Source organism: Pseudomonas sp. IT-232MI5, from assembly GCF_949767845.1.
GTDB lineage: Bacteria > Pseudomonadota > Gammaproteobacteria > Pseudomonadales > Pseudomonadaceae > Aquipseudomonas.
Genome location: NZ_CATKQE010000033.1, coordinates 188,257 through 202,896, shown reverse-complemented (window position 1 = coordinate 202,896; position 14,640 = coordinate 188,257). Strand labels below are relative to the sequence as shown.

At 60.8% G+C, this 14,640-nt stretch carries 12 protein-coding genes; 7 read left to right on the top strand and 5 right to left on the bottom strand.

Annotated features, from left to right (window positions below):
- Positions 1-76: 76 nt before the first annotated feature.
- The 6 genes from ACM6JQ_RS16915 (at position 77) to ACM6JQ_RS16890 (ending at position 6,549) form a co-directional block, all read left to right on the top strand.
- Positions 77-1,135 (top strand): GlxA family transcriptional regulator, encoded by a 1,059-nt coding sequence (locus ACM6JQ_RS16915; RefSeq protein ID WP_095112150.1) that lies wholly within the window; start codon positions 77-79, stop codon positions 1,133-1,135.
- 126 nt (positions 1,136-1,261) lie between these two features.
- The gene (locus tag ACM6JQ_RS16910; protein ID WP_095112151.1) at positions 1,262-2,578 is read left to right on the top strand and encodes an NAD(P)/FAD-dependent oxidoreductase; all 1,317 of its coding nucleotides are present in this window, start codon (positions 1,262-1,264) and stop codon (positions 2,576-2,578) included.
- Positions 2,579-2,708: 130 nt separating this feature from the next.
- The gene (locus ACM6JQ_RS16905; RefSeq protein ID WP_095112152.1) at positions 2,709-3,611 is read left to right on the top strand and encodes a dihydrodipicolinate synthase family protein; all 903 of its coding nucleotides are present in this window, start codon (positions 2,709-2,711) and stop codon (positions 3,609-3,611) included.
- Position 3,612: 1 nt separating this feature from the next.
- Positions 3,613-5,103: an aldehyde dehydrogenase gene (locus ACM6JQ_RS16900; protein ID WP_414894269.1), complete on the top strand. Its 1,491-nt coding sequence runs from the start codon at positions 3,613-3,615 to the stop codon at positions 5,101-5,103.
- 204 nt (positions 5,104-5,307) lie between these two features.
- On the top strand, positions 5,308-5,556 hold the full coding sequence (locus ACM6JQ_RS16895; RefSeq protein ID WP_368965933.1) for a hypothetical protein: 249 nt from the start codon (positions 5,308-5,310) through the stop codon (positions 5,554-5,556).
- 63 nt (positions 5,557-5,619) lie between these two features.
- Entirely contained in the window at positions 5,620-6,549 is a 930-nt protein-coding gene (locus ACM6JQ_RS16890; protein ID WP_414894268.1) for a ZIP family metal transporter, read from the top strand.
- A gap of 29 nt (positions 6,550-6,578) precedes the next feature.
- Here the strand turns inward: ACM6JQ_RS16890 and ACM6JQ_RS16885 are convergent, their stop codons facing one another.
- The 5 genes from ACM6JQ_RS16885 to ACM6JQ_RS16865 form a co-directional block, all read right to left on the bottom strand.
- Positions 6,579-7,538, bottom strand: a complete 960-nt coding sequence (locus ACM6JQ_RS16885) for an EamA family transporter (protein ID WP_123375253.1) — start codon at positions 7,536-7,538, stop codon at positions 6,579-6,581.
- 253 nt (positions 7,539-7,791) lie between these two features.
- The gene (locus tag ACM6JQ_RS16880; RefSeq protein WP_150774241.1) at positions 7,792-8,904 is read right to left on the bottom strand and encodes an alkene reductase; all 1,113 of its coding nucleotides are present in this window, start codon (positions 8,902-8,904) and stop codon (positions 7,792-7,794) included.
- Positions 8,905-9,073: 169 nt separating this feature from the next.
- On the bottom strand, positions 9,074-11,308 hold the full coding sequence (locus ACM6JQ_RS16875) for a molybdopterin cofactor-binding domain-containing protein (protein WP_414894267.1): 2,235 nt from the start codon (positions 11,306-11,308) through the stop codon (positions 9,074-9,076).
- Complete coding sequence (locus tag ACM6JQ_RS16870) at positions 11,305-11,778, bottom strand: (2Fe-2S)-binding protein (RefSeq protein WP_414894266.1); 474 nt, start codon at positions 11,776-11,778, stop codon at positions 11,305-11,307. The genes ACM6JQ_RS16875 and ACM6JQ_RS16870 overlap by 4 nt, the downstream gene beginning before the upstream one ends.
- Positions 11,775-13,055, bottom strand: coding sequence for a c-type cytochrome (locus ACM6JQ_RS16865; RefSeq protein ID WP_414894265.1), 1,281 nt, complete (start codon positions 13,053-13,055; stop codon positions 11,775-11,777). The genes ACM6JQ_RS16870 and ACM6JQ_RS16865 overlap by 4 nt, the downstream gene beginning before the upstream one ends.
- A 295-nt stretch (positions 13,056-13,350) precedes the next feature.
- On the opposite strand from ACM6JQ_RS16865, the gene ACM6JQ_RS16860 reads away from it, so the two are divergent.
- The gene (locus ACM6JQ_RS16860) at positions 13,351-14,550 is read left to right on the top strand and encodes an MFS transporter (protein WP_414894264.1); all 1,200 of its coding nucleotides are present in this window, start codon (positions 13,351-13,353) and stop codon (positions 14,548-14,550) included.
- Positions 14,551-14,640: the final 90 nt, after the last annotated feature.

Below are 14,640 nucleotides of genomic sequence, written 5' to 3'. Positions count from 1 at the left end.
ACGGTTTGGCGGCGGGCGGTGCCAGTCGCCACACCCCAAAGTTGTCGTTTCAGTGAAGGTGAGCGGGTGACGCAAGATGGAAACGTTCCAGAGTCCGTTGAAACAACAGAACATCGGCTTTCGCCCATCCACCGTGATGTCGGGCCATGAACGTGTGGTGCGGGTGGCGTTTATCCTGCTCGATCATTTTTCGTTGACGACCCTTTCAACGGCGATGGATGCCCTGGCCACTGGAAACCTGATCAATGGCGAAACGATTTACCAGGTGTCGACCTACTCACTGCAGGGCGGGCTGGTTGAAAGTGATATCGGCGTGTCGCTGGCCTCGCAAAGACTGGTGGCGGAAGGCTTCAGTCATGATGCAGTGATTGTCGTCGGAGGCCAGCGCGTGCGGCTTGCCGCGCAGCCAGTGCTGCGCCGAGTGCTGAAGAAGTCCTCGGGCAAAGGGATCGTTGCCGGTTGCTGGAATGCCGCGTTTTATCTGGCCGATGCCGGTTTGCTCGAGACTGGAGACTTTGCTTGTCACAGCGACAGCTGCGGTCTGCTCCATGAATATTTCCCGCAGTTGAAGGTATCGACTCGCGAGTTTATTTGCACACAGCGCCGGGCCACTTGCGCCAACGCTCATTCAGCTCTGGATATGACCTTGGCGATCATGCAGGAACTGGGTGCGCACAACGATGCGCCATTGGTTGATGAAATAAAAAGGGTTCACCAGTCTGGACATCTTCAACCGAAGACTGCCGACAGTCTGCGCTGTTCAGCGATTCCCAAGCCTTTGAACATCGCGCTCGACTTGATGGAAAAAAACATTGAGGAACCGTTGGAAATTGACGCAATCGCCAGCCAGGTTGGCGTGTCTCGCCGGCAATTGGAAAGAAGGTTTGCCCGCTATCTCAATGCCGCACCCAATCGATACTACCTGGAACTGCGTTTGACTCGGGCTCGGCAACTGATTGTGCAAAGTGATCGTTCGTTGACGGATGTGGCACTGGCCACCGGGTTTGTCAGCTATCCGCACTTCTATAAACGCTTCAAGGATCTGTTTGGCTTACCGCCCATGACCTTCAGGGATTACTACTACGCCAACGACTATGCCAGTAGCGGACGTTATGCCGTGGCGGCGAATTTTTAAAACAAACAGTCAATCGTCACTGTTTGTGTAAGTGCCAGTTTTGCAAGTTTCCGGATCAACGCCATTGCGTGCGTTTGCTTTGTGCTGCGTGCGTTTTGCAACTTCAACGATTAACGGTTTAACACTATGAAAGTCAGTTCATTACCCGCCGATGATGATAGTTGTGGCTGGTTTCATTTGAGCAAGCCACGCAGTCCCGAGCCGGCGCACCGTGGGCACCGTTCAGCGCGCTGGGTGATCATCGGAGCCGGTTTCACAGGGCTGGCGTGCGCGCGACAACTGGCGTTGAATTTTCCCGACGATGAAGTGGTGCTCATCGAAGCACAGGAAGTCGGACTGGGGCCGTCGGGGCGTAATGCCGGTTTTGCCATTGATCTTCCCCATGATATTGGCGCTGAGGATTACATCGGTGACATCGCACTGGCACGCACCAGTTTGAAACTCAATCTGGCCGGCCAATCGATACTTCGCGAGCTGGTTGACCAATACCGCATCGACTGTCAGATGAAAGCCTGCGGCAAATATCAGGCGGCGGTAGAGAACCGCGGTATCGCCGTACTCGATGCCTATCGCCGGGGCCTGGAAAAACTCGATCAGCCTTTTCAGATGATTGATGCCGATGAGTTGCCCGAACATTTGGGCACGCGGTTTTACCGCCAGGCATTGTTCACCCCGGGTGCGGTGCTACTGCAACCGTCCGGACTGGTGAAAGGCCTCGCCGACAACTTGCCATCGAACGTCACGCTGTATGAGCGCACGCCGATTCTGGAAGTGGAATACGGTAACAAGACGCTCCTCAAACATGCCCACGGCAGCATCACCGCCGACAAGCTGATTCTGGCGAACAACTCGTTCGGCATGCGTTTCGGTTTCCTGCAAGGGCGGATGTTGCCGATCTACACCTACGCCAGCATCACGCGACCGCTGACCGAAGAGGAACAGGCGCGCCTGGGCGGCAAACCGTTCTGGGGCGCCATTCCAGCCGATCCCTTCGGCACTACGGTGCGGCGTACCCCGGATAACCGCCTGCTGATCCGCAACAGTTTCACCTTCAACCCGGATGGCCGCAGCAACAGCAAATACAACGAACGTTTCGTGCGCCGGCACAAGGCTTCATTCGATCAGCGTTTCCCGATGTTGCCGGAGGTGACGTTCGACTACACCTGGGGCGGCGCCTTGGCCATGTCGCGCAACCACAACGGCTTCTTCGGTGAACTGGCGCCCAATGTTTATGGCGCGCTCGGATGCAACGGTCTGGGTGTCACGCGCGGAACCGTCACCGGCAAGTTGCTTGCTGACTGGCTGGCGGGGCAGCGTGACCCACTGATTGACTTCCTGCTGCAGGCGCCGGGGCCCAACAGCAACCCGCCAGAACCGTTCCTTTCGCTTGGGGTGAACATGAACCTCAAGTGGGGGCAGTACCGCGCCGGGAGAGAAAGCTGAGTCTGCGTTGGCCGGTCGCTGCAGCCTCGTCGCTCCGCTGCCGTCCTGAAGGCTTGCACCGCCAAACCAAGGTCTGCCCGGCATGCCGTCGGGTGCACGGATTGAACATTGAACCACTGGAGAAAACGCTATGAACTTTGACGGAATTTTTACCCCTGCCATTACCCCGTTGTCCGCTGATGGCCAGATCGACTATTCGGCGTTCTCCGACGTGCTCGAATATCTGATCGAGTCCAAGGTTCACGGCATCGTTATTGGCGGCTCCACCGGCGAGTATTACGCGCACACCGCCGAGGAACGCGTGGCCGTCGCCGAGCGCGCCAAAGACGTGATCCGCGGACGTTTGCCTCTGGTCATCGGCACTGGCGGCATTCGTACCGAAGACTCGGTGTACTTCGCCGAAAAAGCCAAGTCACTCGAAGCGGACGCCATTTTGGTCGGTTCGCCACCGTATGCCTTGCCGACGCAAAAGGAAATTGCCGCCCATGTGCTCGCCGTGGACAAGGCGGCCGGGCTGCCGATCATGCTTTACAACTATCCGTCGCGGATGGGCGTGGCGATGGGCGACGAGTTTTTCGAAGCCATCGCTGGCTGCAAGAACATCGCCGCGATCAAGGAAAGTTCGGGCGAGATGAGTCGCCTGCACCGTCTGGCTCACGCCCATCCGTCGATCCAGTTGTCCTGTGGCTGGGATGATCAGGCGCTGGAGTTTTTCGCCTGGGGCGCGCGTAGCTGGGTATGCGCCGGCTCGAACTTCATCCCGCGCGAACACATCGCGCTCTACGAAGCCTGTGTACTGGAGAAGAACTTCGATAAAGGCCGGCGGATCATGTCGGCGATGCTGCCGTTGATGGATTTCCTCGAGAGCGGCAAGTTCGTGCAGTCGATCAAACACGGTAGCGAACTCAGTGGCCTGCGTGCCGGCGGTGTGCGGGCGCCACTGCAACCGCTGGAGCCTTCCGAGAAGCTAGCGCTGGAAAGCGTGATCAAAACCCTGCAGAAAAACGTCGCGCGTATCGTCGAGGAGGCTTGAAATGGCAGACCTGCTGAGCAAAGAGCAATACCTCGAACTGGCTGCGAAACTCGAATTTCGCAACCAAGCGTTCATCAACGGCCAGTTCTGCGCCTCCAGATCGGGCAAGACATTCACCACGACCAACCCGGCCACCGAACAGGTATTGACCGAGATCGCCGCGTGCGATGCCGACGACGTCGATGCCGCCGTCGCCGCTGCGAAGGAAGCCTTCGATGACGCACGCTGGCATTCACTGGCGCCGTCCGCACGCAAATCGGTATTGCAGCGCTTTGCCCAGTTACTGGAAGACAACGCCCATGAACTGGCGGTGCTCGAAAGCCTGGACAGTGGCAAGCCGATTCGCGAATGCCAGAACATCGACGTGCCGGAAACGATTCATACGTTGCGTTGGCATGCCGAGCTGATCGACAAGATCTACGATGCTACGGCGCCGGTCGGCTCGGGTGCGGTGACCATGGTTGTGCGTGAACCGATTGGCGTTGTCGGCTTGGTGTTGCCGTGGAACTTCCCGCTGCTGATGCTCGCCTGGAAAATCGGCCCGTCGCTGGCCGCGGGCTGTTCGATCGTGGTCAAACCGGCTAAGGAAACTACCTTGAGCACTTTGCGCGTCGCCGAACTGGCGCATCAGGCGGGGATTCCCGCCGGTGTGTTCAACGTCGTGCCCGGGGGAGGGAAAGAGGCGGGCGAACCGCTGGGGCGTCACGCGGATGTGGCCATGGTCAGCTTCACCGGCTCAACCGACACCGGGCGGCTGTTCCTGAAATATTCCAGCGAATCGAACCTCAAACGCATCGTGCTGGAATGTGGCGGCAAGAACCCTGCCGTGGTGATGAATGATGTCGAAGACATCGACCTCGTCGCTCAGCACGTGGTGAACGGCGCGTTCTGGAATATGGGTGAAAACTGCTCGGCCTCTTCGCGCCTGATCGTCCACGCCGACGTCAAGGATGAACTGCTGCAGCGTGTGCAGGTTCATTTGGGTGACTGGAAAATGGGTGATCCACTGGATCCTGAAAACCGCCTGGGTTCGATGATCAGCAAAGCGCATTTCGACAAGGTGCGCTCCTACCTTGACGTGGCCCGCGACGAAAACCTGCATGTGCTGGTGGGCGGCAAAACCCGCCAGGATATTTTCGTCGAACCGACTATCGTTGACGGCGTGAGTCGCGATAGCCGTTTGTTCCAGGAAGAGATTTTTGGCCCGGTACTGAGCGTCACCACGTTCCAGACCGTTGACGAAGCGATTGAGCTGGCCAACGACACGGCCTACGGCCTGGCAGCATCGGCTTACACCGGCAACCTGCGCCATGCACTGAAACTCTCGCGCGGCATCCGTGCCGGGATTGTCACGGTGAATTGCTTCGGTGAAGGCGATGCCTCTACGCCATTCGGCGGCTACAAGGAGTCGGGGTTCGGCGGGCGCGACAAGTCGATCTGGGCGCACGATCAATACACTGAAATCAAAACCATCTGGATTGATGCTTCCTGATAACGCCTTGACGCAACAAATCGCATCGCCCCGACCACTGAATTGAGTGGCGGGGCGATTGCCACATACCGTAACCCCCATCCATGAGCTGGACTGGTTAGTGGCCACGTCAGCAGAAAGCTTTCAGTCATCCGCTTTTCTGCAGACATTTTGAACCTAACTCGATATCGGTGGCTCAACCGGGAAATGTTCGGGGTGGGCGAAATGAACGCGTTCAAAAATCAACTGACATTCGCACAAGAAACCAAACTACTCGCTTTGGCGGCCTGGCAACGTGCACTGGAAAACCTTGAACTGCGAAGGGACTGTCCAGACGCCTATCACGACGAACTGCTGCGCCAGTCGGATGAAATGGACCGCTTGGGCATGCTCAGCTGGGACGAGTGGCGCGACCTGCGCAGAGAAGCAGACGTTGCGTACCTGCGCGCAGTCGCTGGAGACGATTACCACTGAGGTCATGTACGTTGGTTATCCGCATCCGCTGAAAATATCGAATCAACAAAACAGGAGATTTCCATGCCCGAGCCGTTGACCTCATCAGCCGCACCCGCTCGCTCCTGGTTCGCCCGATTCTCAGGCTCCGGGTGGGGCGGGCGCGTCTTCTGGTCAATTCTGATCGGCGTGACAATCTTCCTGCTGATTAGCGGGTATGGTGCCTTCGTCGGGACCAACAAACAGAATCTGTACTTCGCCTTTATCGGTGGCATGACCGGCTTCGCTGCCACGGCAATCGGTGCTGTCGTAGCGATCGCGTTACGAGACATCGCCGCCCGAACCCAAGACATCATGCTCGGCTTCGCCGCCGGAATGATGCTGGCCGCCAGTTCGTTTTCGCTGATTCTGCCGGGCATAGAAGCGGCTCAGGCGCTTTGCGGTAACCCGTTGCTCGCAGCTTGCGTCGTCGTTGCAGGATTGGGATTGGGCGTTGCGCTGATGGTCGGCCTTGATCGTTTCGTCCCTCACGAACACGAGAAAAGCGGACGCCGCGGGCCGGATGCGCAGCGCATCAATCGTGTCTGGTTGTTCGTGCTGGCAATCACACTGCATAACCTGCCGGAAGGCATGGCGATTGGCGTGAGCTTTGCCAACGGCGATATGAAGGTGGGACTGCCGCTGACGACTGCCATCGCCATTCAGGACATTCCCGAAGGTCTGGCAGTCGCCCTGGCATTACGCGTAACCGGTATCTCCGCACTGCGCGCAGCACTGATTGCGGTGGGTTCTGGGTTGATGGAACCGATTGGCGCAGTTGTCGGACTGGGTATTTCCAGCAGCTTTGCGTTGGGATATCCCATTGCACTCGGTTTGGCCGCCGGGGCGATGATTTTTGTGGTATCCCATGAGGTCATTCCCGAGACTCATCGCAACGGTCATGAGACCCCGGCGACCTTGGGACTGATGCTCGGCTTCGGAGTGATGATGTTCCTCGATACTGCTTTGGGTTAATCGCGAACCTGACCAATGGCGAGAACCCCTCACGCACTGGCTTTAACCTCAGCCTTGACCACTGATTTACGATAAGTCAGCAGAACGATGCCCGTGACCACGATCACCCCGCCGAGAATCTGTCCTTTACTGAGCATCTGGTCCAGCACAATCCAGCCCATCAGCAGCGTTGCCAATGGCTCGATGTTCATGACCGGCGCGTTGCGCGGCATGTCGAGGCGAGGCACCGAAATGAACAGGACGATAAAACCTGTGCCGTACAGCACCACCAGAGTGGCGAGGGCCAGCCATCCGGTCGAGGTGGCGGGCAGGTTCAATCCGCCGGGAAGGGCGCCCGTCAGCCCTGCCAGGTTGACGCTGCTGAACACGATGAAAATGGTCAGCAGACTGCGTACCGAGCCACGTACCTGAGACAACTTGTGGTCGGTGATCCACAGCGCGCAGGCGAACACGCTGGCGGCGCAGAATGCGAGCGCGACACCGGTCAGCCATTGCGCACTGACGTCTGTCGTGGTCGAGAGGCGCCCGGGGACATCCAGCACGAACACCAGGCCCAATAGAATCAAACCCATCAATATCGCGGTGCGTGCGCTCGGTCGCGGGCCACCCAGCGCCCAGGTGAGCAATGCCAGCAGAATGGGGAATACATTCGCCACCAGCAGGGCCAGCGCCACCGGCACCCGCGCGACAGCGGAATACAGACACAGACTCTGCGCAGTGATCAGCAACCCCAGCAACAGTTGCCAACGCCAGGCGCCCGCCGGCAAACGCAGGCTTTGTCTTTGCCACAGCACCAGGATGGCGAGCACCAGCAAGGTCCCGCCGGAACGCATCAAAATCGCCAGCAACACTCCCGCACCATCATCAAATGCGACTCGCGCCGCCACATGATTGCCGGCAAACGCACAGCCCATGCACAGCAGAATGATTACGGCGAGAAAGCGAGGGAAGGGTGGCGGTACGGTTTGCGCAGCGGTAGGGCGAGGCATGGCAGATCTCAGGATTGTTAGCCGTTCGAACGACTTGGTTTTTATTAGGTTGTCGTACAACCAGCCCGTTTTATCGCATTCGGCGACGTCGGGCAATAGACCTGAAAGCGCACAGCTACGCATAAGTTCAGCGTTATGGTGGATTTTTACCTATTTGATTAAATGTAGAGATCGTATGACTTGATAGGGCAGGGGCGCATCGGCCCCTGCTTCCAGGGATTTACACATTCATGAGATGCGGGTCTGCATTTGTTCAGGCATGAAATGGATAATCGATGTACCCACGCTGATCCCCACCGAAAAAGCTGCTCGGATCCGGCGCGTTGAGCGCCAGGCCATCGTGCAGCCGACGCGGCAAGTCAGGGTTGGCCAGGAACGGCCGGCCAAACGCGATGATGTCGGCACGATCGGCAATCAGCGCCTGTTCGGCAGATTGCGCATCGTAGCCGCCCGCCAGAATCAGCACGCCGTTCCACGTTTTGCGCAACTGGGCAATGATCGCGTCCCAGCGCGGGTCGAAATTTTCATCTTTGACTGTGCCGACCATCGCCGGCTCGACCAGGTGCAGGTAGGCCAGATTCCATTGGTTGAGCGCCTCGACGAGGTGGCCGAAGGTCGCCTCCGGAGTGTCATCACCCATGCCCATGAAACGCCCCATCGGCGTCAGGCGTACGCCGACCCGCTCGGCACCGACTTCTTCAGCCACGGCCGCAACCACTTCCAGCAGAAACCGCGCGCGATTCTCCACGCTGCCGCCATAGGCATCGTCACGCTGATTGCTGTTGCTGTTAAGAAACTGGTCGAGCAGGTAACCGTTGCCGGCATGAATCTCTACACCGTCCATGCCTGCCTGCAATGCGTTGCGCGCGGCCACGCGGTAGTCCTCGACGATGCCGGCGATTTCCGCCGTTTCCAGCGCGCGCGGCACCGGTACATCACCCCAGACGCCGTTACCGTTTTCGTCGACGATAAACGTCTTGCCCGGCACCGGCAGCGCGCTGGGCGCAACCGGCAGGCCGGCATCGGGTTGAAAGCTGGGATGGGACACCCGACCGACGTGCCACAGTTGCATGAAGATCAACCCGCCGGCCTCGTGCACCGCCGCGCTGACGTCACGCCACGCCCTGACTTGCTCAGGGCTGTAGATGCCCGGCGTCCAGGCGTAACCCTGAGCCTGCCGGGAGATTTGCGTGGCCTCGGTGATGATCAGCGCCGCACTGGCCCGCTGGCGGTAATACTCGGCGTTCATCGGTGTCGGCACATCGCCCGGTTGGCCGGCGCGTGAGCGCGTTAACGGCGCCATTGCCACGCGATGGGCGAGGGTGTAAGGACCGAGTGCGAGGGGTTGGAACAGGCGACGGGTCATGGGTAGCTCCAGATTTCATAAAGGAAAATCAAGCGCGGCAGCGGGGCCGCGAACCAGTGCCGCTAACTTAACCGTGTGTTGTGGGGGTGATAATCGGTGACCGGCGCTACGCTGTTTTGCGCGCAACGCAACGGCGCCCGTGCTCATCAGCGATGAACACGGGCGTGGCTCAGGCGGGCTGGTTGGAACGGGTCAGCGGCAGGTTCAGCCAGCGCCGGCCGGTGGCATTGGCGACGGCGTTGCCAAGGGCGGCGGCCATCGGCCCCTGAACGATTTCAGCGGCACCGAGAAAGGGTTGTCCCGGTTGGTCGAGCAAGTGCACGTCGACTTTTTTCGGCAGTTGCGTGAAACGCAGAATCGGATAACCGCTCCAGTCGTAGCTGCGAATGCCCCCCGCGTCGTAGGCGACTTTTTCGTACAGGGTCCAGCTCGCGGACTGCACAATGCCGCCCTCGACCTGATTGCGCAGGCCGTCGGGGCTGACGATCTGGCCGACGTCCACCGCCGTCACCACGTGATCGATGCGAATTTCGCCGGTCTGCGGATGCACCCGCAGCTTCACCGCGATGGCGCAGTAACCCATGATGTTTTTGTAGCGGGCAAAGGCGAAACCGATACCGGCGCCGGGCTCGCTGTTTTTTTGCGGCCAACCGATCTCATCACGCACACGTTCTACGACCGCGCGAGCACGCGGATCGCTGAGATGGGCCAGACGCAAGGCGACTGCGTCGATACCTGCCCTGATCGCCAGTTCGTCGATGCTTGCCTCAATGGCGAAGATGTTGATGTGCGCGCCCAGCGATCGCATGGCCGAGGTGCGAAAGGGCATCTGAGTGACGAAGGTCATGTTGATGCGCGTCGAGTTCAACTCGTACAGCGGCACCGCGTTGCGATCACCATCGCCTTCGGGCTGGGCGATCGGCACGGAGGGCGCCGAGGCGAAAGGCCGCGCGAGCAAGCGTGCCGGCAGCAGACGCCCGGCGTTGACGATGCGTTCGTTGTGCGGCGTGGTCCAGAGGTCGTAGGCCCAGTCCTGCAAGCGGCCGTGGCTGAGGCCGGCGTCGACTTCGCTGACCATCGCCGAGCTGTATGGCTCCCAAAGATTTTCCTGTTCGCGCATCCATTGCACGCGCACCGGCGTACCGGGCACGCGCAGCGCGATCAATGCCGCATCGGCGGCGGCATCATCAGCGCCGTTGTGGCCGTAACACCCTGAGCCTTCGGTATGAATACAGCGCACCCGCTCAGGTGGCAGACCGAGCATTTCGGCAATGCCGGCGCGCAGCGGGTAAACGCCTTGGGTGTGGGTCCAGACGGTGAGCGTGCCGTCCTTGAACCAGGCCACCGCACAGGACGGGCCGATCGAGCCATGCATCAAATACTGCTTGGTGACCCGCGCCTGAAAACGCGTGTCAGCCGCGCCGCTCGGCGTGCCGCTATTGCTGATCGGATAGCGCCGTGAGGGCAGACGTTTGAGCAGACCATGAATCTCGGCCGCCTCGGGAATCGCCTCACCGCCGCTCCATTGCGCGACTTCGCTGGCACGGCGCATGGCTTTGATCGCTTGCCACTCATCCCGGGCGACCACCGCCAGATAGTTGCCGTCGCGGATCACCTTGACCACGCCAGCCAACGCCTCAATGGACGCCGTATCGAATGCTTGCAACGTGCAGCCCGGACGGGGCGGGCGGATCACCCGCGCATGCAGCATGCCCGGCAGACGCATGTCCTGGACGAATGCCGCGCCACCTCTGACCTTCGCCGGGATGTCGAGGCGCGGTAACGAATGGCCGATCAGTTTGAAATCAGCGGCGGCCATCGCCGGTGACTGAGCCTTGGCATATTGATGCACATCGACATGCTTGACCGCGTCGGCGTAACTCATCCGCTGACCAGCCGGGCCTTCGATCACACCGTCGCGGGTGCTCAGCAGCCCTGCATCAACCTGCCAACTGCGCGCAGCAGCATCGACGAGCATTTCGCGCACCTGCGCGGCGGCGTTATACAACGCGGTACCGCTGTCGAAAATGCTGTGGCTGCCGGCGGTGTAGCCTTCGTTGGGCGTCAGCGCGGTGTCGGCGGTGAGCAGGTCGATGGAAGTAGCCGGCACCTGCAAACGCTCGGCGGCGATTTGCAGCAGCGCGGTTTTTACCCCGGTGCCCAATTCGACCTTGCCGGTGTAGACGGTAATGCCGTCGGCGCCGATGCGGATCCAGGCGTCGAGAAACGGGTTGGTGCGCAGGCTGCCGGGCAGGTCGGGTGCGAGGACCACGGTGCCGAGCGTATCGACTTCCGTATCCGCCAACACACGCCGCGCCACCGGCAGCAGGGTGAACGCCATCAGCAACGCGCCGCCGCGCAGGAAGGCGCGTCGGCTCGGGTTCAATTCATTCGACTCACTCATGTCAGGCTCCCGTTGTGCCCGGCCACCTGTTTGATCGCCTCGATGATCCGCAAATGCGTACCGCAGCGGCACAGGTTGCCGGCCATGTGCTCGCGAATGGTTGCCTCATCCGGGTGTCGATTGTGCTCAAGCAACGCCTGCGCGCGCATCAGCATGCCGGCAATGCAGTAACCGCATTGCGCGGCCTGTTTCTCGATGAACGCCGCTTGCAGAGGGCCAGGTTTTTCCGCGCTGCCGAGGCTTTCCACGGTGCGGATTTTTTTGCCTTCGAGGCCGGCGCAGGGTGTCAGGCAGGCGAACACCGGTTGATCATCGACGATCACCGTGCAGGCACCGCATTGCCCGAGACCGCAGCCGTATTTGGCACCGTTGAGGTTCAAGTGATTGCGCAGCGCATACAGCAGCGGCATGTCCGGCTCCAGCTCAAGCGGTTGCGCGGCTCCGTTGACGTTGAGGGTGATCTGGCTCATTTCGTCTCCTGACGTAACGCTTCAATAGTGGAAGAGAGGTCGGTCCACGGCTGATCGGGGCTGGCTTGCTGACGCAGATACGCGGCCAGTGCGCCGAGTTTCGCGTTGTCGAGGCTGGCGGCGAACGCAGGCATCAGCGGGCCGGGCGATCCGGGTGTGGCGGGCAAGCCTTCAAGTACGGTTTTGAGGAAGTTGCGCGAACTGGCCGCTTGCAACGCCGAGGTGTTTTGCAACGCCGGGCGACCATCGATGCTGCGCATCGGCGCCGCCGGGCCATGGCAGCCGGCGCAGGCGCTGCTGAAGAGCAGGGCGCCGGTCGAGTGGTCTGCCGGTTCACTGGCAGGCGTCTTCGCCGTCGTCTCTGTCACCGAAGGCGGGTTTTCCAAGCTCAGCAAATACTCGGCAATCGCCTCGGCTTCACTGGCGGGCAAGCGCGCCAGACTCAAACTGACCGGACGCATCGGCCCGGCTGGTGTGCCGTGGCCATCGACGATCTCGGCGCGCAGATAGCCCACCAGTTGCTCACGACGCCACGGGTTGCCGCGCTGGCCCATGCCGACCAGCGCGGGCGCTTGCCAGCCATCGACGATGCCGCCCTGCAAATACTCCGAGGATTTTTCCGCGCCGATCAGGTTCAGCGGCGAATGGCAGCCGGCGCAGTGCCCCGGGCCGTCGACCAGATAACGCCCGCGATTCCATGCCTCGGTACGTCCCGCCAGCGGCGTCAGTGGCTCACCGTGCAGGAACAGCAGGTTCCAGAACGACACCAGCGGGCGAATGTTCATCGGAAAATTCATCTGGTTCTGCGCGGCCGGCGCGTGCACGGCGGGGCCGCTCATCAAGTAGGCATAAGCGTCGGCGATATCTGCTGCGCTCATGCGCCGGTAGTGCACGTAGGGGAACGCCGGATAGAGCAAGTGACCATCGCGAGCAATGCCCTGACGCATCGCCCGCTCGAAGGCCGGCAGTGACCATTGGCCGATACCGGTCTCAGCGTCCGGGGTGATGTTGGTGCTGTACAGCGTGCCGAACGGCGTTACCAGCGGCAGTCCGCCGGCCAGATATTCACCACCGGGGCGGGTATGGCACACCGCACAGTCGCCGGCCTCGACCACCCGCGCCCCGCGTTTCAACTGCGCAACATCGAACAGTGTCGAGCGCTCGATTGGCGCAATCGCCGGGCGCCACATCAGCCAAACGGCGCCGATCAGGCCGAGCACGGCGGCGACTGCAACGCTGATCCATAGCGTTCTGGACTTCAGAAATGAGCTGTTCATGGCACAGGAAAAAACGCGGCAGGCGATGACAGGACGGATGGGCTGCGGGTCATGGAAACGCTCCTTGTGATGGCCGGGGAAGGGCGCCGCATGGGACGACAGCGCCAGAGGCCAAAGCGTAGAGAAACCACCAGCGTCGGAGAATCAGCGGCGCACGCAACAGCGCGTTGCGCGAGAAGCAACGCCTGCGCCGTTGCGCCGGACGCATCACAGCGTTGCCCGCCGCGTGGATTCTGCGTATCGCCATAGGTCAGTAGCCTTGGCCGCACTTTCCTGAACTCAATGAGGTGTCATCATGCTCACGGGCAATCCAGCCGTTGCGGCCAGCGCCGAACAGCCAACTTCACTGTCCGGCCTGATGGTCGCGTTCCTGGCATTCTGCTGTGGCGCGGTCGTGGCCAATCTTTATTACGCACAGCCAATCGTCGAACTGATTGCACCGCAGATCGGTCTTTCCAGCGCCAATGCCAGCCTGATCGTTTCGCTGACGCAGTTTGGTTACGCGCTGGGCCTATTGCTGCTGGTGCCACTGGCCGACCTGATGGAAAACCGCCGGCTGGTGGTTGGTTTCACCCTGGCGGCGAGCGTCACGCTGTTGTGCGCCGGACTGACCCATTCGCCGTCACTGTTCCTGGTGTTGTCTTTGCTGATCGGTCTGACCTCGGTGGCCGTGCAGATCCTTGTGCCGCTGGCGGCACACCTGGCGCCCGAAGCCAGCCGTGGCCGCGTCGTCGGCAATATCATGAGCGGCCTGCTGCTGGGCATTCTGTTGTCACGGCCACTGTCGAGCCTGCTGGTTGAAGTGTTCGGCTGGCGCGGGGTGTTTTACAGCGCATCAGCCCTGATGGCCGTCATCGCTCTGATTACCGCTGTGGCACTGCCGCGTCGACTGCCGACGCATAAGGCCTCTTATGCTGCGCTGATTGGTTCGGTGTTTGCCTTGGCCCGACGCTATCCGCTGTTGCGTCAGCGCTCGCTGTATCAGGGTTTACTGTTTGCCAGTTTCAGTCTGTTCTGGACCCTCGCACCGATTGAACTGATGCGTCACCACGGCTTCACTCAGGCCCACGTGGCGATCTTCGCGCTGGTCGGTGCCGTGGGTGCCATTGCCGCGCCGATTGCCGGGCGTCTGGCCGATGCCGGGCATGGTCGTCGCGGCACGCTGGTCGCATTGCTGTTGGCGCCGGTTTCGCTGTTGATCGCCGCACTCCCGGGCAGCGGCTATGTCTGGCTGGTGGTGTGCGCGGTGCTGCTGGATTTCGCTGTGCAATTGAACATGGTGCTCGGCCAGCGTGAGGTGTACGCCCTCGATCCCCACAGCCGTGCGCGCCTGAACGCCGTGTACATGACCAGCATTTTCGTCGGCGGCGCGCTGGGCTCACTGGTCGCCAGTCCGCTGTACGAGCACTTCGGCTGGAACCTGTCCGCCGTCGCGGTGGCGCTGCTGCCAGCGCTGGCGCTCGGGTTGTTCCTGAGCCGCAAGGCCGATGTCTGAACATCCGGCAAGTGCGGGCAAGCACGGCGGTACAAGACGTCGGGGGAACAGTGATGCACAATCGTCAGCGTTCCCTTTCGACCGGACCCC

Bases quoted from the DNA above. Each gene is read 5' to 3' on its own strand.
- ACM6JQ_RS16915 (WP_095112150.1), top strand. From the start codon at position 77: ATGGAAACGTTCCAGAGTCCGTTGAAACAACAGAACATCGGCTTTCGC.
- ACM6JQ_RS16910 (WP_095112151.1), top strand. From the start codon at position 1,262: ATGAAAGTCAGTTCATTACCCGCCGATGATGATAGTTGTGGCTGGTTT.
- ACM6JQ_RS16905 (WP_095112152.1), top strand. From the start codon at position 2,709: ATGAACTTTGACGGAATTTTTACCCCTGCCATTACCCCGTTGTCCGCT.
- ACM6JQ_RS16900 (WP_414894269.1), top strand. From the start codon at position 3,613: ATGGCAGACCTGCTGAGCAAAGAGCAATACCTCGAACTGGCTGCGAAA.
- ACM6JQ_RS16895 (WP_368965933.1), top strand. From the start codon at position 5,308: ATGAACGCGTTCAAAAATCAACTGACATTCGCACAAGAAACCAAACTA.
- ACM6JQ_RS16890 (WP_414894268.1), top strand. From the start codon at position 5,620: ATGCCCGAGCCGTTGACCTCATCAGCCGCACCCGCTCGCTCCTGGTTC.
- ACM6JQ_RS16885 (WP_123375253.1), bottom strand. From the start codon at position 7,538: ATGCCTCGCCCTACCGCTGCGCAAACCGTACCGCCACCCTTCCCTCGC.
- ACM6JQ_RS16880 (WP_150774241.1), bottom strand. From the start codon at position 8,904: ATGACCCGTCGCCTGTTCCAACCCCTCGCACTCGGTCCTTACACCCTC.
- ACM6JQ_RS16875 (WP_414894267.1), bottom strand. From the start codon at position 11,308: ATGAGTGAGTCGAATGAATTGAACCCGAGCCGACGCGCCTTCCTGCGC.
- ACM6JQ_RS16870 (WP_414894266.1), bottom strand. From the start codon at position 11,778: ATGAGCCAGATCACCCTCAACGTCAACGGAGCCGCGCAACCGCTTGAG.
- ACM6JQ_RS16865 (WP_414894265.1), bottom strand. From the start codon at position 13,055: ATGAACAGCTCATTTCTGAAGTCCAGAACGCTATGGATCAGCGTTGCA.
- ACM6JQ_RS16860 (WP_414894264.1), top strand. From the start codon at position 13,351: ATGCTCACGGGCAATCCAGCCGTTGCGGCCAGCGCCGAACAGCCAACT.